20 protein-coding genes are annotated in these 26,017 nt (G+C 57.8%); 15 read left to right on the plus strand and 5 right to left on the minus strand.

Annotation, left to right across the window (positions count from 1 at the left end; genetic code table 11):
- The first annotated feature begins 93 nt into the window (after nucleotides 1–93).
- Nucleotides 94–513 (plus strand): pyridoxamine 5'-phosphate oxidase family protein, encoded by a 420-nt coding sequence (locus AAE250_RS11460; RefSeq protein WP_294601211.1) that lies wholly within the window; start codon nucleotides 94–96, stop codon nucleotides 511–513.
- On the opposite strand, the gene AAE250_RS11465 is transcribed toward AAE250_RS11460, so the two are convergent.
- Nucleotides 510–1,355, minus strand: coding sequence for an ion transporter (locus AAE250_RS11465; RefSeq protein WP_294601209.1), 846 nt, complete (start codon nucleotides 1,353–1,355; stop codon nucleotides 510–512). The genes AAE250_RS11460 and AAE250_RS11465 overlap by 4 nt on opposite strands.
- A gap of 81 nt (nucleotides 1,356–1,436) precedes the next feature.
- Nucleotides 1,437–1,631 carry a hypothetical protein gene (locus AAE250_RS11470; RefSeq protein WP_342288912.1) on the minus strand — a complete coding sequence of 65 codons (195 nt, stop codon included), beginning with the start codon at nucleotides 1,629–1,631 and terminating at the stop codon, nucleotides 1,437–1,439.
- Between the two features lies 1 nt (nucleotide 1,632).
- Between AAE250_RS11470 and AAE250_RS11475 the strand changes: the two genes are divergently transcribed.
- From AAE250_RS11475 to AAE250_RS11515, 9 genes are all read left to right on the plus strand, one after another.
- Nucleotides 1,633–3,393, plus strand: coding sequence for a helix-turn-helix transcriptional regulator (locus AAE250_RS11475; protein WP_342288913.1), 1,761 nt, complete (start codon nucleotides 1,633–1,635; stop codon nucleotides 3,391–3,393).
- A 135-nt stretch (nucleotides 3,394–3,528) separates the two neighbouring features.
- The gene (locus AAE250_RS11480) at nucleotides 3,529–4,485 is read left to right on the plus strand and encodes an Rpn family recombination-promoting nuclease/putative transposase (RefSeq protein WP_294601205.1); all 957 of its coding nucleotides are present in this window, start codon (nucleotides 3,529–3,531) and stop codon (nucleotides 4,483–4,485) included.
- 50 nt (nucleotides 4,486–4,535) lie between these two features.
- The gene (locus AAE250_RS11485) at nucleotides 4,536–5,210 is read left to right on the plus strand and encodes a DUF3575 domain-containing protein (protein WP_342288914.1); all 675 of its coding nucleotides are present in this window, start codon (nucleotides 4,536–4,538) and stop codon (nucleotides 5,208–5,210) included.
- Nucleotides 5,211–5,253: 43 nt separating this feature from the next.
- Nucleotides 5,254–7,161: an SUMF1/EgtB/PvdO family nonheme iron enzyme gene (locus tag AAE250_RS11490; protein ID WP_294601201.1), complete on the plus strand. Its 1,908-nt coding sequence runs from the start codon at nucleotides 5,254–5,256 to the stop codon at nucleotides 7,159–7,161.
- 493 nt (nucleotides 7,162–7,654) lie between these two features.
- Complete coding sequence (locus AAE250_RS11495; protein WP_294601199.1) at nucleotides 7,655–9,502, plus strand: SUMF1/EgtB/PvdO family nonheme iron enzyme; 1,848 nt, start codon at nucleotides 7,655–7,657, stop codon at nucleotides 9,500–9,502.
- Between the two features lie 64 nt (nucleotides 9,503–9,566).
- Nucleotides 9,567–10,511, plus strand: a complete 945-nt coding sequence (locus AAE250_RS11500; RefSeq protein ID WP_294601197.1) for a fimbrillin family protein — start codon at nucleotides 9,567–9,569, stop codon at nucleotides 10,509–10,511.
- Between the two features lie 643 nt (nucleotides 10,512–11,154).
- Entirely contained in the window at nucleotides 11,155–11,925 is a 771-nt protein-coding gene (locus AAE250_RS11505; RefSeq protein WP_294601196.1) for a DUF6261 family protein, read from the plus strand.
- Nucleotides 11,926–12,325: 400 nt separating this feature from the next.
- The gene (locus tag AAE250_RS11510) at nucleotides 12,326–13,363 is read left to right on the plus strand and encodes a hypothetical protein (protein ID WP_294601194.1); all 1,038 of its coding nucleotides are present in this window, start codon (nucleotides 12,326–12,328) and stop codon (nucleotides 13,361–13,363) included.
- Nucleotides 13,364–13,452: 89 nt separating this feature from the next.
- Nucleotides 13,453–14,391 carry a fimbrillin family protein gene (locus AAE250_RS11515; protein ID WP_294601191.1) on the plus strand — a complete coding sequence of 313 codons (939 nt, stop codon included), beginning with the start codon at nucleotides 13,453–13,455 and terminating at the stop codon, nucleotides 14,389–14,391.
- Between the two features lie 353 nt (nucleotides 14,392–14,744).
- Here AAE250_RS11515 and AAE250_RS11520 read toward each other — a convergent pair whose 3' ends face one another.
- Complete coding sequence (locus AAE250_RS11520) at nucleotides 14,745–16,034, minus strand: O-acetylhomoserine aminocarboxypropyltransferase/cysteine synthase family protein (protein ID WP_294601189.1); 1,290 nt, start codon at nucleotides 16,032–16,034, stop codon at nucleotides 14,745–14,747.
- A 260-nt stretch (nucleotides 16,035–16,294) separates the two neighbouring features.
- On the opposite strand from AAE250_RS11520, the gene AAE250_RS11525 reads away from it, so the two are divergent.
- Nucleotides 16,295–16,765, plus strand: a complete 471-nt coding sequence (locus tag AAE250_RS11525; protein ID WP_294601187.1) for an Lrp/AsnC family transcriptional regulator — start codon at nucleotides 16,295–16,297, stop codon at nucleotides 16,763–16,765.
- Nucleotides 16,766–17,047: 282 nt separating this feature from the next.
- Here AAE250_RS11525 and AAE250_RS11530 read toward each other — a convergent pair whose 3' ends face one another.
- Both AAE250_RS11530 and AAE250_RS11535 read right to left on the minus strand, forming a co-directional pair.
- Nucleotides 17,048–18,166, minus strand: coding sequence for an AraC family transcriptional regulator (locus tag AAE250_RS11530; RefSeq protein ID WP_342288915.1), 1,119 nt, complete (start codon nucleotides 18,164–18,166; stop codon nucleotides 17,048–17,050).
- Nucleotides 18,163–19,401: an AraC family transcriptional regulator gene (locus AAE250_RS11535; protein ID WP_294601184.1), complete on the minus strand. Its 1,239-nt coding sequence runs from the start codon at nucleotides 19,399–19,401 to the stop codon at nucleotides 18,163–18,165. Before AAE250_RS11535 ends, AAE250_RS11530 begins: the two co-directional genes overlap by 4 nt.
- A 306-nt stretch (nucleotides 19,402–19,707) precedes the next feature.
- Here AAE250_RS11535 and AAE250_RS11540 point away from each other — a divergent pair, with 306 nt between their 5' ends.
- From AAE250_RS11540 to AAE250_RS11555, 4 genes are all read left to right on the plus strand, one after another.
- Nucleotides 19,708–20,568, plus strand: coding sequence for a DUF3575 domain-containing protein (locus AAE250_RS11540; RefSeq protein WP_294601182.1), 861 nt, complete (start codon nucleotides 19,708–19,710; stop codon nucleotides 20,566–20,568).
- Nucleotides 20,569–20,589: 21 nt separating this feature from the next.
- Nucleotides 20,590–21,525 (plus strand): hypothetical protein, encoded by a 936-nt coding sequence (locus AAE250_RS11545; protein ID WP_294601180.1) that lies wholly within the window; start codon nucleotides 20,590–20,592, stop codon nucleotides 21,523–21,525.
- Between the two features lie 57 nt (nucleotides 21,526–21,582).
- The gene (locus tag AAE250_RS11550) at nucleotides 21,583–22,497 is read left to right on the plus strand and encodes a fimbrillin family protein (protein ID WP_294601178.1); all 915 of its coding nucleotides are present in this window, start codon (nucleotides 21,583–21,585) and stop codon (nucleotides 22,495–22,497) included.
- A gap of 295 nt (nucleotides 22,498–22,792) precedes the next feature.
- Nucleotides 22,793–25,390: a fimbrillin family protein gene (locus AAE250_RS11555; RefSeq protein WP_294601176.1), complete on the plus strand. Its 2,598-nt coding sequence runs from the start codon at nucleotides 22,793–22,795 to the stop codon at nucleotides 25,388–25,390.
- The last annotated feature ends 627 nt before the right edge of the window (nucleotides 25,391–26,017 follow it).

Genomic DNA, 26,017 nt, shown 5'->3' on the forward strand with positions numbered 1-26,017 from the left:
TAAAAAGTGACATTTTCCCCCTTCTTTTTATTGCCCGTATATCTCGATCACTTCCTACCTTTGCACAATCAATAACCTATTAACTATAAAACAATGAGAGATGCAGAAAAAACAATAGGAAATATCATTGACAAGCAAAAAACAGCCTTTATCGGCTCAGTCAATAAAGATGGTTACCCCAATATCAAAGCTATGCTCCAACCTCGGAAAAGGGAAGGAATCAAAACCATCTATCTGACAACAAACACCTCGTCCATGCGCGTAGCGCAATATCTGGAAAACAACCGTGCCTGCATGTACTTTTGCGACACCCGCTTCTTCCGCGGCGTCATGCTTTGCGGCACGATGGAAGTACTGACGGACAGCGCCAGCAAAGAAATGATATGGCGGGAAGGCGACACCATGTACTACCCGGAAGGCGTGACAGACCCGGACTATTGTGTCCTGAAATTTACGGCAATTTCAGGAAGATATTACAGCAGCTTCAAATCAGAAGACTTTGCCATCGACTAAACTCCCAGTTTGTGTCCGCAATATTTGCAATACTCAGCACTTTCTTCGTGTCCGGTTCTGTGGCAGTTGGGGCATTCCAGATCCTTGAGCCTTTTGTATTCTTTCATCATGGATACAGAAACAATACCTGTAGGCACAGCAATAATAGTATAGCCTATCAGCATGACGCATGCAGAGAGGAACTTCCCCAAAGCGGTGACAGGTGTAATATCTCCATACCCTACGGTGGTCATAGTGACACAAGCCCAATAGATACTGTTCGGAATATCGGTAAACTGCGTACCGGGCTGATCTCCCTCTATCATATACATCAGCGTACCGATGGCGATGACAAGAATAACGACGAAAAGAAAGAATACAGCAATCTTCTTGCTGCTCTCCCGCAAGGAAGTAAGCAGTCGTTGTCCTTCGAGCCAGAAGTTGAAAAGCTTGAAAATACGGAACACGCGGATGATCCGGAAGGCACGGATGATGAGCAGGTAGCGCGCACCGGGCAGGAAGAAAGCAAGATAAAGCGGCAATGTGGCAAGCAAGTCGACAATACCGAAGAAACTGAAAATGTATTTCCGCGGCCGGGGCGAGCAATAGATACGGGTGACATACTCGAAAGTGAAAAATGCAGTGAAAAGATATTCGCACACGATGAACGGGGTGGCAAGCCATGCCGGAAGCCCTTGCAGACTCTCGACAATGGCAAGTAGGATGCTCAGCAGAATACATAGAATAAGGGCTACATCAAATGCCTTACCCGCCGGGGTGTCAGCTTCGAAGATAATGACATATAACTTACGCTTCAGCGCCTGATTATGCAGAAAATGATGAATATGTTCTTTGAATGTCATGGATACAATGATATATTTTTTAGTTGCACAAAACTACTGATTTCCATGGAGAGTGTATACAAAATCTGTATCTTTATCGCACTAAAATGTGAAATAAGACATGAACAGACCAGAATACATACTACGAACACTATCACTCCTTATCATCGTTACACTGCTTTCCGGTGCTGTTTCGGCCGGGCAGACGAACTTACCTGTCAGCACCGGGAAGGCAACCTTATCTACCGGTACCAGGAAGACAACCCTCCCTTCCTCTCCGGCGAACCCGCTTCTCAAGATGGTAGGCAAGCCTTATGCCGAATATCACGATACCTATATGCGGGTAGTGGGCAGCCTGCTGCACACCGATTCTCTGTCGCGCGTCCGGCTCGTGACGCTCTTCGACGAGGCAGCTGCGGCCGACAAGTCCGGCGAGTGGAAGCTGATAGATGAAATGGTTCGTAACACCGTTCGCTTCTACAACAGCCGACGCGGTGGTTATACCTGGTCGGAGGAGTATACGGCGGAAGATTATTCGGACAAAATGCTGGCACTGGCGGAACGTGCCGGGAAGCAGGGCTTTCCGCTGGTACGGATATTCGGACTTTATCAGGCAGCAGAGGGTTACCGGGTGTTTGTGGAGAACTACGAAAAGGCTTTCTCCTGCTATCTCGATGCGGCGGCAGAACTGGACTCGGTTACAACGAAGGTGTTTCCCCCGCGCCCGCACATCTACAACTACCTTGCCAACCTGTATTACGACTTCCGGGAATACGAAGACGCACTGAAATATTACCGTAAAGTGGCCGCCGACCCCGACGTGCCCGGCAATTACTACGGCTCACTGAACCCCGCCATCAACGGAATGGCCCTCTCCTACCGCAACGGCTATAAGGACTACGAGCGTTCCGACTCCTGCTTCATGCGCCTATTGGAACTGACGCGCCCGAGCGAGCTGGACCGGATGGTGTGGGAAGGCATCACCGAGGCCAACATCGGCTGCAACTACTACTTGCGCCAACAACCGGACATGGCGCTAAAGTGGCTCGTCCCCGCCTTGGGCAAGATTACCCGCCCCAACGATTTCGATTTCGTGTCGCAGCGGGCGGTAGATGTGGCGGAGATTTACCTGGAAAAGGGCAATCCACCGGCCGCCAGGAAGTATCTCGACATGGCGCTGGATTATCACACCCGCACCCGTCTGCCCGAAAAAAACAGCCGGATGTACGATGCCCTGACGCGCTACTACACCGCCATCGGCAATAGCAAGGCAGCGTCGGCCTACCTCGACTCCACGCTGGCGACCAAGGACAAGGAGGCGAAGGCTTTCAGCGGACTGGTGCTGCGGCGGGTGGAGCAGCAGCTTCGCGCGGCCGACCAGAAAATCTACCACCAACAGATGGAGGTGGAGCACGCACACGCCCGGATGTATCTGCTCACTGCCGTCACAATGGCGATGGTGCTCATCGTGGTACTTGTGCTGCTGGGACTGACGCAGTACTACTACCGCCGCACGCGCGCCGCCTACCACGAGTTGGTACGCCGCAGTCAGCAGTGGGCGGGATTGGAAGTGCCTGCGGAGAAGACGATACCCTATGACGAGGAAGAAGAGGTGATGACAGCGGAAGGCTGCGCCCCGGCCGCCGACCGATGCACGACTGCTGACGCCGGATGCTTAACGCCTCCCCCCGAACCTCCCGCCGACGAACACGACGGAATGGTGATGGCCGAAATTGAGAAGGCGATGAACGAACAGAAGCTGTACAAGCGTGCTGACCTGACGCTCGACGCCCTTGCAGAGGCGACCGGTTTCAACCGTTACTTCCTCTCCGGTGTGCTGAACCGCCACACCGGCAACAACGTCAATGCCTACATTAACGAGTTCCGCGTGAAGGAGGTCGTCCGCATCCTGTCCGAACCTGCCAACGACCATTGCACGATGGACGAAATAGCTTTCGAGGCGGGCTTCAACGATCGCCAGTCCCTTTACCGGGTGTTCAAGAAGATTATCGGTCTTTCGCCGGGGGCTTTCCGCAGGAACAGGGACATTGACGGGTAGCCGGAAACCAGGGCCGTGGCTTTCAAGACGCCTCTCTCCGGCTAGCCAGGCTCAAATATTTTGCAGAATATAAAGTACAGGCGCTTGTGCGAAGATAAACTATCTTTTCGTATCTTTGCCTCAAACAATGTTATTATGGAACAGAAAGACAGATACATCCGCTTTGACTGGGCAGTGAAACGCCTGCTACGCAACAAAGCTAACTTCGGGGTACTCGAAGGCTTCCTCACCGTGCTCCTGGGCGAGGAAATCCGCATCGTGGAGATACTGGAAAGCGAGGGCAACCAACAGAGCGAAGCCGACAAATTCAACCGGGTGGACATCAAGGCGCGCAACAGTAAGGACGAAATCATCCTCGTGGAAGTGCAGAACACCCGCGAACTCTACTATCTGGAGCGCATCCTCTACGGCGTGGCAAAGGCCATTACCGAGCACATCGAACTGGGCAGCATCTACGCTGACGTCAAGAAAGTGTATTCCATCAGCATCCTCTACTTCGACATCGGGCAGGGCAACGATTACTTATACCACGGGCAAAATACCTTTGTAGGCGTGCATACGGGCGACTTCCTGCAGGTAAGCACCAAGGAGAAGGGGGTCATTGTGCGCAAACTTCCCGCCGAGATATTCCCCGAATACTTCCTCATCCGCGTCAATGAGTTCAACCAGGTGGCCGTCACCCCGCTCGAAGAGTGGATTGAGTACTTGAAGACCGGCTGCATCCGCCCCGACACCCAAGCACCGGGACTGGCCGAGGCACGAAAGAAACTCATCTACTACAACATGGAGCCCGCCGAACGCGAGGCCTACGACCGGCATGTCGATGCCATTATGATACAAAACGATGTGCTGGGCACAGCCAAACAGGAAGGACTGCAGGAAGGAAGGGAAGAAGGATTGCAACAAGGATTGCAACAAGGCTTGCAACAAGGAATTGAACAAGGCTTGCAACAAGGAATTGAACAAGGCCTTGAGCAAGGCCGCATAGAAGAAAAGCTCTCCATAGCCCGCAACCTAAAGTCCCTCGGCTTTCCCATAGACGGCATTGCCAAAGCTTCCGGCTTGTCCATCGAGGAGATAGAAAAGTTATAATTCCCCTCCAAACCCCATAGAATGGTGGGAAAAGTGTCGCAATCCTTGTATTGCGACACTTTTCCCACCATTTGTTTTTACCTTCGGGCATCATTAAAACAAAAGAACGTATGAAAAGAATGATACTATTACTATTGCTCCTGCCGCTATGCTCCCTCAAAGGGATGGGTCAGGAGAATCCGGTACAGACGGATACCTACCTCCTCGGCCTCCGCACCAACCTCCTCTATGATGCCTTAGCACTGCCCACGCTCGGCATAGAGTGGCGCATCTCCCCCGCCATGGGCATCCGCCTGGATGGCAGCCGCGCGCAGTGGGGCAGTCAGCGCGGGCGGGTGCAGAAGGTGTGGCTCCTCTCGCCCGAAGTGCGCTGGTATCTGCAGCAGCAGAGGCGGCTCTACCTGGGGCTGTCGGCCAATGTAGGCAGATACAATATATATAAGTATATACTGGGCGGCATCCTGAGCGACGGAGACACCGGCTACCAGGGCCACCTGTGGAGCGCCGGCCTCACCGTGGGCTACCAGTTGCCCTTGGCGCGACACCTCGCCCTCGACTTCGGCCTGGGGTTGGGCTACACCCGCTCCGGCTACGACAGTTTCACGCTGCAAGGCGACGGTACCCGTACCTACAAGCAGCGCGACCGCGTGAAGAACCTCTGGGGACCTACGCAGGTATCCGTCAGTCTCGTCTGGACGGTAGGGGGAAAGAACCGACTGCGATAGAAACAGAAACCAACTCATTACTCTTTTAAACAAATAATGCCTTATGATGAACTCTAATTCCCTCCACAACATGGCTCGCAAGTATCACCGACGACTGATGTTATTCGGCGGGCTGGTGACCGCCATCCTCGTCACGGCCTGCCTGCTGATGCTCCTTGTCCTGGGTGCCTGCACCAACGAGGCCCTGGTATCCGATGCCGGGACCGAAATCGGGACAGATACCAATGCCCTGCGCTTCGACATCTCCATCGCCCCCGCAGAGGAACTTGAAAACACCGCTGAGGAGCCCGGCACCACCCGCTCCCGGACCTGTGTCACCCGCGCCGTGACCGACGCCGCCTTCCGCACCACCTTCGAAGACGGCGACGCCATCGGCATCTTCGCCATCAACGCCACCGACCCCACCACCGTCCTCACCGCCAGCGGCAACCCCATCCACAACGCCCGGCTCACCTACGACGCCGCCACCGGCACCTGGCAAGGCAACATCTACTGGCCCGCCGGCTTCACCGGCAGCCTCCAGTTCTTTGCCTACTACCCCTACGACGACTGCGGCGGCCACCCCGAACGGATGAACCCCACCGCCTACGTCTTCCGCGCCGCCACCGACCAGAACGCCACAGCCACCGTCGCCACCGCCGGCCGAGACCCCTACAGCCTTTCCGACCTGATGGGAGCATACAACAACCATAGCTACAGCAAAGCCGCCATCACCGGCGGCTCCGTCTCCCTCCTTTTCCACCACCTCATGGCAATGATACAAGTCAGCGTGCCCGCCGGACCGAAAGGCAGCGGCCCCGACGAGACCCTCGCCGTGAGGCTGAACGGCGTGCAGACGGAGGCGGATATGGACCTGAGTGACCTCGCTAACCCCCGTTCCCTGCCGATCATGGCCTCCGCCAACGAGCAGGCCGACCCCGTCACCCTCATCATGCGCCGCGTGGAGCAGCCCGCCGATGCCGACTACGCCACCACCTACACCTACCGCGCCCTGCTGCCCGGGCAGTCCGTGTTGTCGCCCACCGGCCTGATACGCCTGGACTACGGCCCGTGGGTGTTTCAGGACGCCCCGCTGGCGGACAATCTCGTGCTATATGGCGGCTCCGTCGAAACCTTCACCCGCGCCCTGCCCGCCTCCGCGCTGCAAACCGTGAAAATCGGGGCCGGCACGTTCCTGATGGGTTCGTCCGACGGTTCGAACATCAAAGATAAGGATGGCAGCGGGCTGAACACCACGCCCGCGGAGACTGGTCGCAATAATAGCGAAGCACAACACCGGGTAACCCTGACCAAAGGTTTCCGCATGAGCCGCTACACGGTGACCAACGCACAGTATGCCGCCTTCCTGAACGACATCAAGTGCGGAAAGGACGGCAAGGCCAACGTGACGGGATACGGCAAACAGCTGTTAATCGAAAAGGATAACGTGCTGGGCGTTCAATGGAACAACGATGTATGGTCGCCGGCTACAGGCAAAGCGGATTTTCCCGTCGTGCGTGTAACTTGGTACGGGGCCAGGGCATACGCCGACTGGGCGGGCGCCTCGCTGCCCACCGAGGCGCAGTGGGAATACGCCTGCCGCGCCGGAAGCACGACCGCCTACCCCGGCGGGGACGACGAGGAGCACGGGCTGGGCGATTACGGCTGGTATAGCTTTAATTCAGGCAACATCGCTCACCCCGTCGGCACGAAGAAGCCTAACGCGTGGGGGCTGTACGACATGCACGGGAACGTGTCCGAGTGGTGTGCGGATTGGTACGACAATGATTACGGCAGCACGCCCGGCGCTCCCGCAACCGACCCGGCCGGCCCCGACACAGGCTCCGACCGCACGGTTCGCAACGGCAGCTTTGGTAATACTCCTAAGTACTGCCGTTCCGCCTATCGTAATGTTATCGGCCCCGGCAGTGCCTACAGCGACAACGGTTTCCGCGTCGTCTTCAACGAGTAATGAATGAATAACCCATTAATATATATAAGGTATGAAAACAAGCATATATTCCTCACACCAGACAGCCGCCGACGCCGGCACAGCAAGTGCAGCTGCTGCAAGTGCAAGTGCAGCCGCAAGTACAAGTGCAAGCAGAACTATCTCAATTGCTCCGCCTGAAAGGGGAGCTGTCCGAAGGACTGAGGGGTCTCTCGCACCGCAGGAACACACACACACTGTGGAAAACCCCCTCCCCCCTACGGGGTACTCCCCCTTTCAGGCGGGAGAGCCGAGATACTCCGCGCTCCCACAACCGAGTTACTCCGCCGCAACGCAGACTATCTCCAACTCCCCCTCTAAGTTAGAGGGGGTGCCCGAAGGGCGGGGGCGTGTGTCAGCCGCGTCCGGAGCAACACACTCCTCCGTCGCCTCCGGCGCCACCTCCCCTAACTTAGGGGAGGAGCCGAGATACTCCGCACTCCCACAACCGAGTTACTCCGCCACCCCGAAGCGCATGAGGTTTGCCCTGCGCCTCGCCCTTATTCTCCTTACCTCCGCCTGCCTCTCCGCCTGCGCCACGGACGATGCAATATCCCCCGACGCCGACGCCAACCCGCTCCCCGTCAGCTTCTGCGCCACCGTGCAAAGCGGCAGTGACCAAGCCGTCCCCGCCACGATGCAGAGCGGCAGCACCCCCACCACCCGCACCGCCTCCGGCGGCGACCAATGGCTCGCCACCGACCGCATCGGTATCATCATGGCCCGTGCGGGCGGCAGCCTCACCGAGGGCAGCGGCGTCCTGCCCGGCGGAGACAACGCCCCGTATGCCCCCGCCGGCATCAGCACCGACGACGCCGACCGTTCCACCGCCACTTTCGCCCCCGCCGACCCCGGCGCCGGGCCTATGTACTACCCCGCCACGGGCCTCGTGGACTTCTACGCCTACTATCCCTACACCCCGAAAGGGGACGTCGTGGGACAACTGGACGAGAACTATAACTTCAAGATAGACCTCACCGACCAGAGCGACCCCGCCGCCATCGACGTGCTCTGTGCCCAAGTGGAGGGCGTGACCCGCAGCGCCGCTCCCGTCCACCTCCCCTTCCATCACATGTTTGCCAAAGTCACCCTCTGCGTCACCGCCGGAGCCGGCATCAGCCATGCTGACGTAGCCGCGCTGACGGCCGGGGACGTGAAGATGGAGATTTTACATGATGTGCTAATAATAATGAACGATGATATTGCAATGGCCAATGGTGAAATGAAAGCCGTGTCCCCCTACCGCGAGGCCTCCGCCCCGCAGGGCGTCGACGCGGTATTCTCCTGCATCGTCATCAGAGGCAACCACGAAGCCGTCCCCGTCAGCATCCGCGTAGGCGCCACCGCCTACACCGCCACCCTCCCCGCAGGCCAATGGCAGTCCGGCACGAACCACGTCTACCCCCTCACCATCCGCCGCACCGGCATCGAGGTGGGCGCGCCCTCCGTGGAGACCTGGACGGTGAACCCACACAACGACGGAACGGGCAATTTCTCCCCCGTCGACCTCAAGGACTTCGTGGAGATACCCGCCGGCACGTTCATCATGGGCAGCCCGGAGACGGAGGAGAACCGCAACTACAATGAGGAGCAGCACGAGGTGACCCTTACCCACGGCTTCCGCATGGCGAAGTACGAGACGACGAACGCCCAGTATGCCGCCTTCCTCAACGCCATCGGCGTAGGCAGCGACGGGAAGTGCCCCGCCGCCGGCAGCTATCCCGCCGCCCGGCATCCCGGAGAGGTGCTGGTGCTGGATTGCACGAAGGAAAACAATGGACGCCGCCCGTACGGCTTGACGTGGGATGCCGCCGGCAGCCAATGGAAACCGATGAACGGCTACGCCGACTGCCCCGCCATCTACGTCACATGGTACGGCGCCGACGAATACGCCCGCCGCCTGGGCGCCTCGCTGCCCACCGAAGCGCAGTGGGAATACGCCTGCCGCGCCGGGACGACGACCGCCTTCACGGGCGGCGATGACGAGGACGGGCTGCGCGATTACGGCTGGTACACGAGTAATTCAGGGGATGATGGCGATTATAAGCCGCAACCCGTCGGTACGAAGAAGCCTAACAAGTGGGGCCTGTACGACATGCACGGCAACGCCTTGGAGTGGTGCCTCGACAGTTGGGGCGGAGGCTACAGCGCCGACCCTGCCATCGACCCCGTCAGTCCCTTCCCGGACACTCAGCTCGGCAGCCGCGTGCGTCGCGGCGGCTCGTACGGGAGTCCTGGTAACTACTGCCGCTCCGCCCGGCGCGATAGCCAAATCCCCGGCGACGCCGGCTATTATAACGGCTTCCGCATCGTCTTCAACTGACGGCGCGCCGCTCCCCTGATAATAAATAAAATAACTAAAACGAATAAACCCCAAACGAAACAATATGAAACCTCAAAAGACCCTATCCCCCGTAGCCATCGCCCTTGCCGCCGTGCTGGCCCTGGCATCCTGCAACCCGAGTGACGACCTCCAGCCGGACGGCCCGCAAGCCATCCGCTTCAACGCCGGCATCGGCCCGCAAGCCGTGGCCACCCCGCAGACCCGCGCCACGGGCACCATCTGGAACAGCGGCGACGCCATCGGCATCTTCATGCTGAAGAACAAGGAAACGGCTATTGCCTCGACCTATGCCGCCAACAAGAAGTTCACCACCGAAGCCGCCAGCCTCTTCCGACCCGTTTCGGGCCACGAAATCTACTTCCCGCTGGATGCGGACCACCACACGGACTTCATCGCCTACTACCCCTACACCGACACGGACCGGCTCGGCATGGACAGCCAAATCCCCGTCAGCACCGCCGACCAGACGCGCCAGCCCGCCTTCGACGTGATGTGGGCCCGCGCCGACAACAACGGCGAGGGCTACGACAAAAACTTCAGAGGCAACATCCCGCTCGTGTTCCGGCACCGCCTCGCCCGCCTCACGATGAACTGCAAGTTTGAGGCCAACACGGGCATCACCGCCTTCGACACCGACGCCACCGTCACCCTGCGCGGCATGAACACCGCCACCACCTTCGCCGTGCGCGACGGAGCCCTCGGCACGCCCGCCACCCCGGCCGATATGGTGGCCCGCAAAGCCACCACCGCCAGCGACTACGCAGGCACCTACGACGCCATCATCGTGCCCGACACGTATGCCGCCGGCACGGTAACCGTGGAGTTCTACGTCAACCACGAGACCTACGTCTGGAAAATGGACGCCACCACCTTTGCCTCCGGCAACGACTACGCCTACGAAGTGCTCATCACCCGCACCGGCGTCACGGCCACGGGAAGCATCACCCCGTGGACGACGGAGACACAAGGCCCGGTGTATGCGGAATAGCAGCCGCGGAATGAAAGCTCCGTGCACGCAGTGCAGGCGGAATAGCAGTTGCGGAATGAAAGCTCCGTGCACGCAGTGCAAGCGGAATAGCAGTCGCAGAATGAAAGTTCCGTGCACGCGGAATGACAGTCTCTGAAAAGTAAACTAATAAATAGATTGCAATGAATACAAACCATAGAAAAGAGCACTCGGCGGGCAGCTTCCGGCAGGCGGAAAGCGGTCGAAGAGCCTTCGGCGGGTGGTTTCAGCAGGCGGAAAACGGTCGAAGAGCCTTCGGCGGGCACCTTCGGACAGTCGGAAACCCATCGCCGGGCACTCGCCGGACACTTTTGGGCACTCGGAAGGCGGTTGCCGAGCCCTCGTCGGGCACTTTCAGACAGTCGGAAGGCGGTTGCCGAGCCCTCGCCGGACACTTTCAGACAGTCGGAAGCCCCTCGTCGAGGCAGCACTATCTAAGCTCTCCCGCCTGAAAGGGGGAGTACCCCGAAGGGGGGAGGGGGTTTCACATATAACGTGTGTCTCCCTGCGGCGCGAGAGACCCCTCCGTCGCTTCGCGCCACCTCCCCTTTCAGGCGGAGGAGCTTAGAATCTCCCCAATAACATTACTATATAACATTATTAATAACATCAAACCCCAACCATTATGGCAACTTACACCAAAATCTCCCCCTTCGGCATCACCAAACTGAACAACGCCGAATACACCAACTTCATGCAGCGCCTCTACGAGCAAGCCCTCATCGCCACCGCCGAAAAGCTCGGCCTCGATGACGCCCTGCTCCGCATCTTCGGCGGCAACATCGAGCTCATGACCGACATCGTGGCCCAAAGCCGCATCAGCGACCAGACCGCCCAGATAGCCGCCATCGACAAGGAGGCCGACGCCCTCATCGTCTACCTCATGGCCGCCTTCCGCACCGCCAAGGCCTCCCCCCTCACCGCCCAGCGCACCGCAGCCCTGACCCTCTACAACGCCACCCATCCCTACATCGGCTGCCAGAACCTGCCCCAAGGCCAGCAGATACAAGCCATGCGCGGCCTCGTCGCCGACCTCTCCAAGCCCGACCTGGCCAAGCACGTCAAGACCCTCGGCCTGGACCCCGTCGTCGAGCAACTCTCCAGCCTCACCTCCGACTACGCCGCCCTCATCGACGCCCGTGCCGCCTCGCAAACCGCCACCCGGCTGGATGCCGGCAAGACCGTCCGCCAGGAGATGGACCCGCAGTACGACGAAATCGTGACGCGCGCCTTCGTGGCCAGCGTCGCCACCCCCTCGGCCGAAGCCGCAGCCTTCGTCACCGCCGTCAACAAGCTGATAGCAGATACAGATGCGGCGTATAACCAGCGGCTGGCGCAGACGCACGCGGCGGCGGAGAAGAAGAAAAAGGGGGAGGAGAAGACGGAAGGGGAATAAGGGGGAGGCTAAGGCTGCTCCGGCTCTCTCGGCAGCACTATCCCGGCTCTCCCACCGATGCCGTTATGCAGAGCGAAGCGAAGCATCCCTTCTCCTCCGCAGCAAGCAGCACTATCCCGGCTCTCCCGCCTGAAAGGGGGAGTACCCCGAAGGGGGGAGGGGGTCTCACATCACGCGGAAGTAATCTCGTCAACGGAAAACCCGCCTAATGGAAGACTCCGCCTAACTGAAGACCCCGCCTAACTGAAGACCTCTGTCAGTGGAAGATCTCTGTCAGTGGGAGACCCCTCCGGCCTTCGGCCACCTCCCCTTTGGCTTCGCCGACCGTTGGTTCAGGCGGAGGAATTAAGATACTCCCGCCATTGCGGAAACAACATTACTAATATAATACCTGATAGAAATGAAACAAAGAAATACTACCCCCCGTCGCCGCGTCGCCCGCCCGGTCCTCCTTCGAGCCCGGGGAACGGCCGTTGCTCGCCGCCTCATCGCTCCCGCCCTCGGCCTCCTGCTGATGCAGCTCCCCTCGGCCTGCCACGTAGATGACCCCATCTACGACCCCAGCGCCCACCTCAGCCTGACGACCGACTGGACAGAGCGCACCGCGGGCATCGAAGTGCCGGAGACCTACACCGTGTCCGTGCAGGACGGCCCGTCGATAAACGTCAGCGGCACCAGCTTCATGCTGCCGCAGCTCTTCGAGCCCGGCACATATCAGCTGCGCGTCTTCAACACCCCGCAGCACATCCTCCTCTCCGACGTCAGCGGTAAGGCTTTCACGGCCTCCGTGGAGGCGGACGAGGTATCTGCAGGTAGCTCCCTTCGCTTTGTGCAGCCACAGCCCGGATGGCTCTTCACCTCCACCCTCAGCGCCACCCTCACCGCGCCTGCCACCGACCAGAGCTTCACCGCCCGCATGCGCCAGCAAGTCCGCCAACTCACGCTCCTCATCGAGCCCAGTGGCGGTACCGCGGCCCGCATCGCCCGCATCGAAGCCTATCTGGAAGGCGTGGCCTCCATGCTGAATGTAGATACCGACGTGCACTCCGCCCCCGCCTGCGTAGCCCTCAACTTCAGCCGGCAAACGGACGGCAACACCACCGACGGCCCCACGGACGGCCCTACCGACGGCCCCGCGGACAGCTCCCCTGCCAGCAAGTGGTCCGCCACCGTCCGCCTGCTGGGCACGGCCGGCCCACAGCAACGCCTCTACGCCCGCATCTACTTTGAGGACGACCAGCCCGCCGCCATCACCCTGCAAGGCGCCGACGGCAACCCCGGCAGCGACCTCACCTCCGCCCTCAGCAGCTTCAACGCCGACAAGAAGACGCCCCTCACCCTGACCGGCGCCATCGTAGAAACGCCCTTCGGCACCGGCTTCACCGCCACCATCCGCGACTGGACACCCGTGAAAGGCGGCTCCGTATCGGCCGACTGACATACCCGCGGGGAGAGCAGCAATGCCCCCACCCCGCACACACAACGAAAAATAACTCAAATAGATTAATTATTTAAAACGTAAACAAAATGAAAAAGCTCAGATTCTTCCCCGCCACCATCGCCCTGGCCACCACCCTGGCCCTGGCATCATGCAATGCCAACGACGACGCGCAACCCTCCGGCCCGCACCCCATCCAGTTCACCGCCGGCATAGGCCAGCCCGTAGTAGCCAACCCCGACACCCGCGCCGCAGGCACGATGTGGAACGACGGCGATGCCATCGGCGTCTTCATGGTAGACCACGGCACCACCACCATTGCCGAAAATGCCGCGAACAAGAAGTTCACCATCGGCTCCGCCGGTAGCGTCTTCAACCCCATCCTGGGCAGCGAAATCTACTACCCGATGAGCAACTCCGCCGTCGACTTCATCGCCTACTACCCCTACCAGACCAGCGCCACCCTCGACGCCCCGCTCGCCGTCAGCACTACCGACCAGTCCGCCCAGTCCACCTTCGACATGCTTTGGGCAGCGTCCGACAACACCAGCGCCGGCTACACCAAAGACGCCAATGCCGACACCCCCATCCCGCTCGTCTTCGCCCACTGCCTGGCCAAGCTCACCATGAACTGCACCGCCGAAGCCAACACCGGCTACACCAGCCTGGACGACGCCATCGTCACCATCCACGGCATGAATACCGCCACCACCTTCTCGGTGAAGGACGGCTCGCTCGGCACCCCGTCCACGGTAGCTGACATCACTCCCCGCCGTGCCACCACCCCAACTACCGGTGCCCTAGCCACGTTCGATGCCGTCATTATCCCCGCCAACTACGGCGCCAACCAGCTCACGGTCACCTTCACCATCGGCAGCGAGACCTACACATGGGACGTAGACCCCGTTGAGTTCGAGTCCGGCAAGGAGTATATCTACGAAGTCATCCTCACCCGCACCGGCGTGCAAGCCACCGGCACCATTACGAAGTGGGAAACGGTGACACAAGGTCCGGTCTATGCCGACTAAACGCCTTCGGCGGTAGGCGTGCCTCCCCCTGTCGGGCACGCCCTGCCGCCAAAGCAGATTCATAACGGGACTGGAAATGAATGAAATGATAAACATGAGTATCTCAAACTCTCCCGCCTGAAAGGGGGAGTACCCCGTAGGGGGGGAGGGGGTCTTACATAAGCAGAGAGTAACTTTGCAATACATAAGCCCCTGCGGATGTAAAACCCCTCCGCCCTACGGGCACCTCCCCTTTGGCTTCGCCGACCGTTGGTTCAGGCGGAGGAGTTTGAGATACTCTTGCTCATAACCTGTCCGGAAACGGAGTTAATCTCACCTCCCGATTCGCATAATATATAGTAAGTCATCATAAATCAGACCTTAGCCAGCGCCTGCTCCAAGTCCGCAAGGATATCGTCTACGTGCTCGGTACCAATCGAAAGCCGCACGGTAGAGGGCGTGATGCGCTGCTGTTCCAGTTCCTCCGCACTCATTTGCGAATGAGTGGTGGTATAAGGATGGATCACAAGGCTCTTCACATCCGCCACATTGGCCAGCAGCGAGAAGATCTCCAGCGCATCGATAAACTTCCACGCCGCTTCCTGCCCACCCTTTATCTCGAACGTAAAGATGCTGCCCGCACCCTGAGGAAAGTACTTCTTATAGAGTTCATGATCAGGATGTCCGGGCAGTGACGGATGGTTCACCCGAGCCACTTTCGGATGCTTCTCCAGATAGTCCACCACTTTCAGCGCATTCTCCACATGGCGCTCTACACGTAGCGACAGCGTTTCCAAGCCCTGCAACAGGATGAAAGCATTGAACGGAGAAATCGTCGCCCCGGTGTCGCGCAGAATCACGGCACGAATACGGGTGACAAACGCCGCCACTCCGGCCACATCTGCAAAAACAGCCCCGTGGTAACTGGGATCGGGCTTGGCCAGCGTGGGGAACTTATCGGCATTGGCCTTCCAGTCGAACCGGCCTCCATCTACGATGACACCACCCAGGCTGGAACCGTGACCGCCAATGAATTTAGTGGCGGAGTGGACCACGATATCCGCCCCGTGCTCAATCGGACGAATCAGAAAAGGAGTACCAAACGTATTGTCTATAATCAGAGGAATATGGTGGCGGTGGGCTACCTCGGCCACAGCATCTATATCAGTCACATCGGAGTTCGGATTACCGAAGGTTTCTGCATAAACCACTTTCGTGTTGGGCTGTATGGCTGCTTCGAGTGCCTCCGTATCATTGACGTTGACAATCGTATTGCTGATTCCCTGAGACGCCAGCGTATGCGTGATCAGGTTGAAAGAACCACCGTAGAGATTGTCGGCAGCAACAATGTGGTCGCCCGCACTCAAGATATTCTGCAAAGCATAAGTAACGGCTGCCGCACCCGATGCCACGGCAAGTCCTGCCACACCGCCCTCGAGAGCTGCCACACGTTGCTCGAACACGCCTTGTGTAGAATTGGTCAGACGCCCGTAGATGTTGCCGGCATCGCGCAGGCCGAAGCGGTCGGCTGCATGCTGCGAGTTGCGGAACACATAAGAGGTAGTCTGATAAATGGGCACTGCACGTGCATCGGTTGCCGGGTCCGGCTGCTCTTGTCCAACATGAAGTTGCAAAGTCTCAAAGTGTAATTTCTTCGTTTCCATATTCATTCCTTTTTTAGTTAGTAATTCATTTGCTTTCGTGGTGGCAAAATTACATACCGCAGGGATAACGACCAATATATAGCCGAAATACGGAAAATATTCCTATTCCGCCCTCCCCTTATGGAACAAAAGCACTGCCGCGATGCCAAAAACAACTACCTTAAAGAATATTATTCCGTTTTTATATATACTTTTGCCCCAACCTTGCAGCAGACAGGCAGTCTTCTGCAAAATCAAAGCAAACCAATAGTACATTTATTATGGACACCTCAGGGAAATTAGATCATGTAGACCTGCAAATACTCCGGACTTTGCAGCAAAACGCGCGGCTGACCGTCAAGGAACTTGCCTCGCAAGTGAGCCTCTCATCCACCCCCGTCTTCGAACGGCTGAAACGACTGGAGAATGGCGGTTACATCAAGAAGTACATCGCCGTGCTGGATGCTGAAAAACTGAACCAGGGTTTCGTCGTCTTCTGCAACGTGAAGCTGCGCCGGATGAACCGTGACATCGCCGCCGAATTCACCCGCATCATACAAGATATCCCCGAAGTGACCGAATGCTACAACATATCAGGCAGCTTCGACTATCTGCTGAAAATCCATGCCCCCAACATGAAGTATTACCAGGAGTTCATCCTGAACGTGCTGGGCAGCATCGAAAGCCTCGGCTCCCTGGAAAGCGTATTCGTAATGGACGAAGTGAAGCAGAACTACGGCATCCATATCTGAACATCACAGCCATTGCCTTTTGTTGTACCCAAACAGATAAAACATACATAAGGAACAAGAATCCGGTAAGAAGAAAGGAATTAATGGCACAAATACTAAAAACTATTCGTTCGACAGTTGTCATCTATTCGTTCGACATATGTCGAACGAATAGATGACAACTGTCGAACGAAAGAAGAACAATTATCGAACGAATAATAATCTACTACAGAGAATTTAGTTTGTTATATCCAAAGTATTTCTCAGTTCCATAAAAGGTTTGTGAATTAATAATCTTATCATTCAAAACACCTTCAACAACCTCATTTCGTCCTGTTCGCTCTTTGCCCGGAGATAACTCCGGTAGCTGCTGAATCCCGCCATCAACACTAAATCCATGTTGTTTTTTTCAGCATTGGAGGATTGCAAACGCAGCCGGTCGAGTTCTTCCAGCCGGCAACAGTTAATCAGGCTACAGAAATTCATGTTGTATTCCTTGTTGATAAAGCCGGAAAGATAGCTGCGGTTCGTATGGAGCACGGTGACCAGGTCGGTTATGCGCAGTTTGGGGTCAAGATAGGGTTTCTTGTCGCGCAGATAACGCTCGAAATGCTTGCGGTCAAGGGGCGTTGCCACGGCAGGCATATCCGGTTCCGCAGTATCTGTCTGGATGATAAGATAGTTATTATTCAGCAGGTTATAGCACAGAATGAGATAATTTATAAAATAAGACAAGGCCCCCAGCAATACGAGATAACTGATTGCGGTGGCGGGAATGCCTATCAGAAGACCGGCTAAGGGAAGCGGGACGGTAATCAGTATGAGTATCTGTATAAAAGTCAGCCAGCCGAGGGAGGTACTGTAAGCGTCGGCGGAATAATTCACGATAAACAGCCTGTACCGGTGTATATTCCGCAAATTTAATGCAGGATACAGGGAGTTGTAAACGACGAAGAGGATGGTCGTTGTTACGTATGTAATCCGAAACCATGTACCGGAACCGGTATCATTGTAAATAAGCCTTACTTGCTGCTCTACTGGAACCAAAATGGCATTAACGACCGACACAGCCGTGAGAAAAAGGGGGATTACCAGATGCAGGCGGTTGAACTTGCGCCGTCCGCCCGTATTCGTGATAAGGGAGACGAACCGGTAAATCATGACCTGGTCGAGCATAAGCGCCAGTATGAACACCGTATAATAAGATGCAAAAGTGCGGGGGCTGAGTACATAAAACACCATCCCCAGCCATCCCAGCGATGAAACAAGATAGGCAAGGGCCAGAAACGTACGCAACCGCTTTTCCAACGGGTTATGCAGGCTTGCGCGGGCGTCCATCAGCATCATCACCATGCATATCACCGCGCAGATGATAGGTGCGGAGAAGGCGAACGCTTCTATCAGTTTCATGTCCGTCGTCATTCAGTTCCTCCTTTCTTTTGGCGGGCGGGGGCAGTCACTTCTTTCCCGCGGCGGGTGGCCTCGCCGGTGGCAGCAGTCCGGCGTTCCGTCTTTCCGGCAGCGGCACTCCCGCGTTCCGCTGCCGCTGCCCGCGTGTAATTGCGGAAATCCTTAAATCCCACCTTGTCTATCAGCGAACTGATGCTTTTGCCTTGGTTGGCAGGCTGCAAACGGAGCTGTTCAAGCTCTTTCAGTCGCCGGCGGTTCAGATAACGGTTGAAATTAACGCCATAGGTCCGGTTGATAAAGGCCGAGAGCATCGTGCGGTTCACGTCCAGGTCTTCCACGAGATTGGTTATTTTGTAATCCGGGTTCAAGTAAGGTTTCCTGTCCCGGATAAAATGCTCGAAACGGCTCCGGTTCAGCTCGCCGGAATGACGGCGGCGGCGCGGCTCTGTCTGTGGTTCTGCTGCCGCTGCTGTTTCCGTCACGACGGCAGGTATGGAATAAAGCATATATTTACGCCGTATTATATGGTAGGTAAGCAATATCTGATTTACGGAGATGCTCGCGGTGATTAGCAAAGTCCAGGGGGAATACAGTATTTCGGCCCGCGGCTTAAAGCAAGGCAGTAAGGAAGAAAACAGCGAGGAAATGGAAATAGCGACCAGAAACAGCACCCACCCAGCCGGTTTACGTATCGATGCCTGCTTATCCGTTTTCCGGTAGTAGGCCGTCAGCACGCCTATGGTAAGGGCATAATAAACCACTCCGAAGAGCAGGCGCAAAGGAAGTTTGGACGTGAAGAAGCGGGCATAAGCTTCATATCCCTGCGGAAACACAAGCGCTTTGCCGCGGACTATCTCCACCTGCACATCGAAAGGGATGAAGAACGACCATACCAGCATGGCAGCCGCCAGCGCGCCGGGCAACCAATAATGTATCGACGGGAAATTCTCGGGCTGTCCCTGCCGGGTCAGGTAGCGGATGACCCGGAAGAAAAATACAGATATTAAAGTGTACGACAGCAGGCAGGGCGTATTCAGGCAAACAAACACCGACGGGCAGAACGGGTAGAAGAAAGTGATGCACCAGGCTATGCCCTCGACGAAGAAGTAGGTGAATACGATTTTTTTTAACTTCCGTTCTTCCCATGTCAGGCAGTCCTGCAATGCAAAAGCAACCAGAATACCACAGGCTATGGATGAAAAGGCCGGGATAAGCGTAGCCATAGCCATGTTATATGTTGTAATCATATCCATAACGCAAATTTAGGATATTTCCATCAAAAAAGCAGGGTTTATTCCTCGAAAAGTGCCGTTTTTTACCTTTTTGCAAGCCTTTTACGATTTGTCCTAAAGAAAAATAGGCCTGCGTACAATCTGTCCTAATGGATTTTTACGAATTGGCACTAACTTCATTTTATATTGATTTACTTTTGTTAATGGATAAACGAGCCGGCTGCTTGAAGTTTGACAGGAGCAATGAATGACAGGAAGCCTGATGCGCTTTTTTGATAAAATGATTTACACAAGCAGGCTAATAACTATAATACCAAGTATATGAAAACATTCTGTAAATTACTGCTATTGCCCGTATTCGGGCTATTGACAATCGGCGTATCGGCTGCACAAACGGTAGCGGATACGGTTTTGACGTTCCGTTTCCGGGTGGGAGAGGATATGTTTTTCCTGAAAGCCAATGAGACGGAATTGACGCGCCTTTACTCACTGGTGGACGAATACCGCAACCGCATCGCAGCCGAAGAGATACCCGTTCCGGTGGCGGAAGATAAAAACGCTGAACCGGCAAAGGAGCCGACAAAGGAGTCGGCAAAGGAACCGACAGAGAAACCGGAGCACGAAGCGGCAACGGAAATCGTGCCTGCATCTGCCGCCGACCTACAAACTTACCGCTTTGCCGTGCGCACTAACGTGTTGTATGATGCCATGCTGCTACCCACTCTCGGTGTGGAGTGGCGTATAAACTCTGACATTGGCGTGAAGCTGGACGGCAGCCTCGCACGATGGGGCGGCGAACACGACAAAGTGCAGAAGATGTGGCTCCTCAATCCCGAAGTGCGTTGGTATCTGCTCCGCGACCGTCGTCTGTACGCAGGCGTGTCGGGCAGCTATGGCGAATACAACCTCTATAAATACCCGCTGGGTAGCCTCTGTTCAAAAGACACGGGCTATCAGGGCTCGCTGTGGAGTGCCGGGCTGGCGGTGGGTTACCAGTTATTCCTCTCGCGCAGCTTCTCGGTGGATTTCAATCTCGGGCTGGGCTACGTCCGCTCCGACTACGACAGCTTCGGGCTGACCGAGGGAGTGCGTGTCTACAAAGACCGGGATAAAACGAAGAACTTCTTCGGCCCCACGCAGGTGGGCGTAAACCTGATTTGGACAATAGGCAGCAATAAGTAGGACAACAAAAAAATGCGATATATGAGAACGAACATTACGATTAAGAGAAAGCAAAGAAAGACCGCCGCCGTCCTCTACATGGGCGCGGTGCTACTGCTTTCGGCTTGCGATGTGAAAGACCCCATCTACAACACCGCGCACCCCGAACAGGGACAGATTATCCTGACAACCGACTGGACGCACCGGACCGACGGAGTCGGCATCCCGGACAGTTACACCATCACGGTGGGTCCATACACAGAAACGGCTACCGAAACTGCGCTTACGCTCGACAACCTCTTCGAGCCGGGCGAATATCGCATCCGCATTTACAACCTGCCGCAGCACGTGGGGCTGATGGGCGATGCGCTCCTCGTGGAGCCGGCCATGCCGCCTGAGGGCATCGACGAGCGCTTCATCCAGCCCATGCCCGGTTGGCTCTTCTCCTCCACCTTGTGGCTGGATGTGATGGCCGACACCGACCACCAAGTCTCCGCGATGATGCGTCAACAAGTGCGCCAACTCACGCTCTTCATCGAGCCCAAGGGCGGTGCGCTGGACAGGATAAAGCGCATCGAGGGCTACCTCTCCGGCGTCGCCTCCATGATGGACATCTATACCGAAAAGCTCACCGAACCGGCGAACGTGGCACTCTCCTTCGCGAGGGTGACCGACGGAGACAATGCCGGAAAATGGGCCGCCACCGTGCGACTGCTCGGCGTGGCAGGCACCCGGCAGACGTTGCACGCCACCGTCTTCTTCGAGGATGACAACCCGCGACCCGTGCCGCTGACCGACGCCGACGGCAACGAGGGAAGCGACCTGACGAAGGCCCTCGCCGGATTCAATGCCGACAAGATTCACCCCCTCGCGCTGGGCGGAAAAGTGGTGGAAACCCCTACAAGCTCCGGCTTCAACGCCACCATCCGGGCGTGGGAGTTACAGGAGAATGTAACCGGAGACGCCGATTTGCAATGAAGATGACACGCGATACCAAGCAAGAATGATATAAACCAACAATTAATTAATGTAATTATGAAAGCAAATTTAATCCTCACCGCAGCCCTTGCTGCCACCCTTTTCGCCGCTTGCGGCAGTGACGACACTGTACAACAACCCGTAGACAACACCCCCGTAGCCGCCCGCTTCACCGCCGGAATCAGCGCCACCCGCTCCACGAACGACGAGTGGGAGGCGAAGGACGCCATCGGCATCTACATGCTGGAGGCCGGAACGAAGAACGTAGCCGAAGGTGCCGCCAACCGCCACCACATCACCGCCTCCAGCATCGGACGCTTCGACCCGGCGGATGACGCGCAGACCATCTACTTCCCCACCAAGGCAGGCGCCAAGGTGGACTTCGTGGCCTACTACCCCTACGCCACGCTGACCGGAGACCTCTGCCCGGTGGACCTCAGCGACCAGACCGACCCCGCCGCCATCGACCTGATGCGTAGCGACAACGTCACCGGCCGCGACAAGTCGAAACCGACCGTGGAACTGGACTTCCATCACCGCCTGAGCCGCATCTTCGTGAAAGTGAAGGCCGGAGACGGATTCACCACCGCCGACCTGAAAGGCCTCTCCATCACCCTGAGCAACCAGCCCTACAAGGCCGACTACAACGTGCTGACCGACGCTCTGACCGCCGACGCGACCGCCAACCCTGCCACGAAGACCTTCACCCTCGTCACCGCCGCCGACGGACAGACAGCTTCCGCCATCCTCCTGCCGCAGGACGGCGCCGCGGGACGCGTGCTCACCTTCGTGATGGCCGACGCATCGACCACCACCCACACCTACACCCTGGCCCCGGACAAGACCTTCGAGGCCTGTAAAGTGACGGAATACACCATCCGCCTCTCAAAGTCGGGCATCGAGGTGTCCAACGCTTCCATCCAGCCGTGGGGCAAGCAGGGAGAAGTAGAGGATGATGCGGAGATTGAGTGACCCGGGAGAACACACTCCTCCGTCGCCTCCGTCGCCACCTCCCCTAACTTAGGGGAGGAGCCGGAGATAGTCCCGACAACGGAGCCCGACAGCAGAAGTAACCCAGCTCTCCCGCCTGAAAGGGGGAGTACCCCGGAGGGGGGAGGGGGTTTCACACAAGGCAAAAGTAACTCCCCTTTGTGGAAAACCCCTCCGTCGCTTCGCGCCACCTCCCCTTTCAGGCGGAGGAGCCGGAGATACACCTTATATATATAATAACCCGAAATGAATAATAACCCTTACTAACAGTAACGATATGAACCGACTAAAATCAACCTCCGCCGCCCTGCTTGCCACGCTTGCACTTGCGGCACTCGCATCCTGCACCAGCGAAAGCGACGACCTGCCGAAGGGCGCAATCCTCCCCGAAGGCGCCGTCCACCTCACCGCATCCATCGCCGGCACCACCGCCACGCGCGCCGTCATCGACGATACCGGAAAAGGCACTTTCGCCGACGGCGACACGTGGGGCATGCACACCCTCGCCGACGGCAAAATAGTGAACGACAACCTGGAGTACACCTACGGCACCACCATCCTCTACTGGGAAGACCTGAGCCGCACGGACGACGTCACCTTCCTGGCCCACTACCCCCGCCAGGCCTCCGTGGCCGACCCCGCAGCGTACGACTTCGACGTGGCAGCAGCCGCAACCGTCGCTCCCGGCGATGCCGACCTCCTCACCGCCAGCGCCACCGGCAACCGCGCCACGAACACCGCCGACCACCCCCTCACGTTCAGCTTCGAGCACCGCATGCACTCCCTCCGCATCAACCTCACCGCAGGCACGGGAGTCACCCCCGCCGACCTGGCCACCGCCCAAGTGACGCTGCAAGGCATGAAGAGCACCGCCCGCCTGGACCTGACAACGGGCAACGTGGACCCCGCCGCCGCATCCGGCAACACGCCTTACCCCGCCGGGACGATGATGCAGACACCGGCCGGGCAATGGTACACCTCGCTCATCGTCGCCCCGCAGGCAGTGACCACCGGCGCCGACTGGCTCCAAATCCGGCTGGGCAACGACGTCTATATATATAAGGTACCCGCCACGCTCACCGGCAGCACTCCGCTTACCGAGCTTCGAAGCGGCTACCGTCTCACCCTCAACCTCACCCTGATAGGCAAGCACACGGTGGAACTCACCTCCGGCGACATCGCCGCATGGGGAAACCAGGGCAACATCGACGGCAGCGTGGACCTCGCCCAAGGCGCCAGGCTCATCAGCACCGTTGAAGAGTTCGTAGCCGCCCTCACCGCCGACGGGGGCGGCGTCAGCACCCCCATGCGCTACCTGCTGGGCGCCGACATCGTGCTCACCAACGAGGCGGTAAAGGCTGCGAACGGCGGCAGCGTGGAGATACAGGCGAAAGGCTATAAGGCGCTGGACGGCGACGGCCGCTATGCCGTGAGGCGCACGGACGCGGGCGTGTCGGTCAAGATTTTATCCTCCGGCGCATCATCGCTGAAGCTGACCCGCGTCACGCTTGCCGATGAAGCTGGTAGCAGCTGGTTCTATTGCAATGACGGCGCCGATTGGACATTGGGCGACGGGGTAAAAGTCACCAGCAATGGCACATTGTCACCGATAAACTTTGGCGGCGGCACGCTGACCCTCGACGGCGCCACGTTTACAGGCACCGCTGCCGGCTTCAGTGTACCGTGGATAGCAGTAGCCAATACACGCGGAATTACCGGAACGCTCGTGCTGAACGATTTCACCTTTGCGTCCGACGGGGATTACATCAGTATACAGACTAACGCCTCCATCCGCCTCCGTCCCGGCATGGGAAAGCGCGTCCACTTGGGTTTGCAGCGTATCCCGGAAGCCGACTTCGCCATCACCCCCACGGCAGGCGCCTTCACCGCCGACGATGCCGCGCGGCTGGTTATCCAGGAAAACTCGACCATACGTAAGCCCGGCGAGAGCAGCCTCGGCGCCTCCGGCCGCGCCGATGACTACGCCTTCGTCATCGACCCCGCCGACGGCGCCATCCGCCTCGCCCGCAAGGCCGCCACTGCCGATGAGCTGAAGGCAGCGCTCGAAAAGGCAAGCACCAACGCCGGTAAGCCCACGCGCATCCTCCTCACGGCGGACATCACCGTGCCCGAACCGACCTCCGCAGATGCCACCTACATCCTCGATGGCAAACAGTACATCGAAATAGACGGCGGCGCCGACGGGCACAAGCTGATGCGCGAGGGCACCAAGCCCATCTTCCAGGTGAAGAACGGCGCCTCCCTCCGCCTCTCTCGCCTCACGATGGACGGGCAGAAGAAGGATGGCAATGAGCTTATCACGGTCGGGGAAAGCGGCAACTACACCGGAGAGCTGACGCTGGGCAGCGGCTTCCGGCTGACAGGGGCGCAACAAGCTACCAATGGAATTAATGCAAACGGAATCTGGGTTTACGGCACGCTCGTTATGGAGGACGGCGCCGAAATCACCGGCAACGGAAACGGCTCAGCGGTACGTATCGATGCGGAGGGGACGCTGCACCTGAAAGGTGGAAAAATCAGCGGGAACACCGGGTACAGCCTCTATCTTGATGCTTATCTGACTCTTGGCGGGGCACTGCAAGGCAAGGCTACCGTGACGGTGGACAACGCCCTCCCGGCCGGCTCTGCATTCGATATGTTCCTTGACAACTATGCGGATAAGTGGAATACCGTCACTTCAGGCGCCGAAAGCGTCATCACCGTGGGAGGCAGCTACACCGCCTTCACCGACGCCGACTTCTCGCGCTTCAACCTGAAGTGGGTAGGAATCTGTGGCGGAGCCGTCGTGGGCACCGGCTTCGCCCTCCAGCTCTCGACGGACAGGAAGACCATCAAACTCGTCGCCACGCCGTAGGCAGCGGAGGAGAGGGAGCCGGAGATACCCCTGACAACGGGGCCTTCGGACAGTCGGAACCCCCGCACAGGAATTCATCCGGCACCTTCGGACACCCCGAAAACGGGATTTCAACCTGTGCCGGCACCTCCGGACGGCCGGAAACCCTGCGCAGGATTTCATCCGGCGGCTTCGGACAGCTGGAAAGCGGGATTTCAAACCGTGCCGGCGGTTTCCGCCGCCCCGAAACCCTGCGCAGGATTTCATCCGGCGGCTTCGGACACCTGGAAAACGGGATTTCAAACCGTGCCGGCACTTCCGGACAGTCGGAAAGCCGCATTTCAACTTGAAATCCCATTTCCCGACACTTCGGAAGCCCGCAGTCAAGACTATCTCCAACTCTCCCGCCTGAAAGGGGGAGTACCCCGAAGGGGGGAGGGGGTCTCACACAAGGCAAGAGTAACTCTCCGTTTGTGAGATACCCCTGCGGCACGAGATACCCCTGCGGAATGGGAAACCCCTCCGGCCTCCGGCCACCTCCCCTTTGGCTTCGCCGACCGTTGGTTCAGGCGGAGGAGCTTGAGATACTTCCGCGCAGTCGAGACTATCTCCAACTCTCCCGCCTGAAAGGGGGAGTACCCCGAAGGG

The sequence above is a fragment of the Bacteroides sp. GD17 genome (assembly GCF_038448625.1).
Classification (GTDB): Bacteria; Bacteroidota; Bacteroidia; order Bacteroidales; family Bacteroidaceae; genus Bacteroides.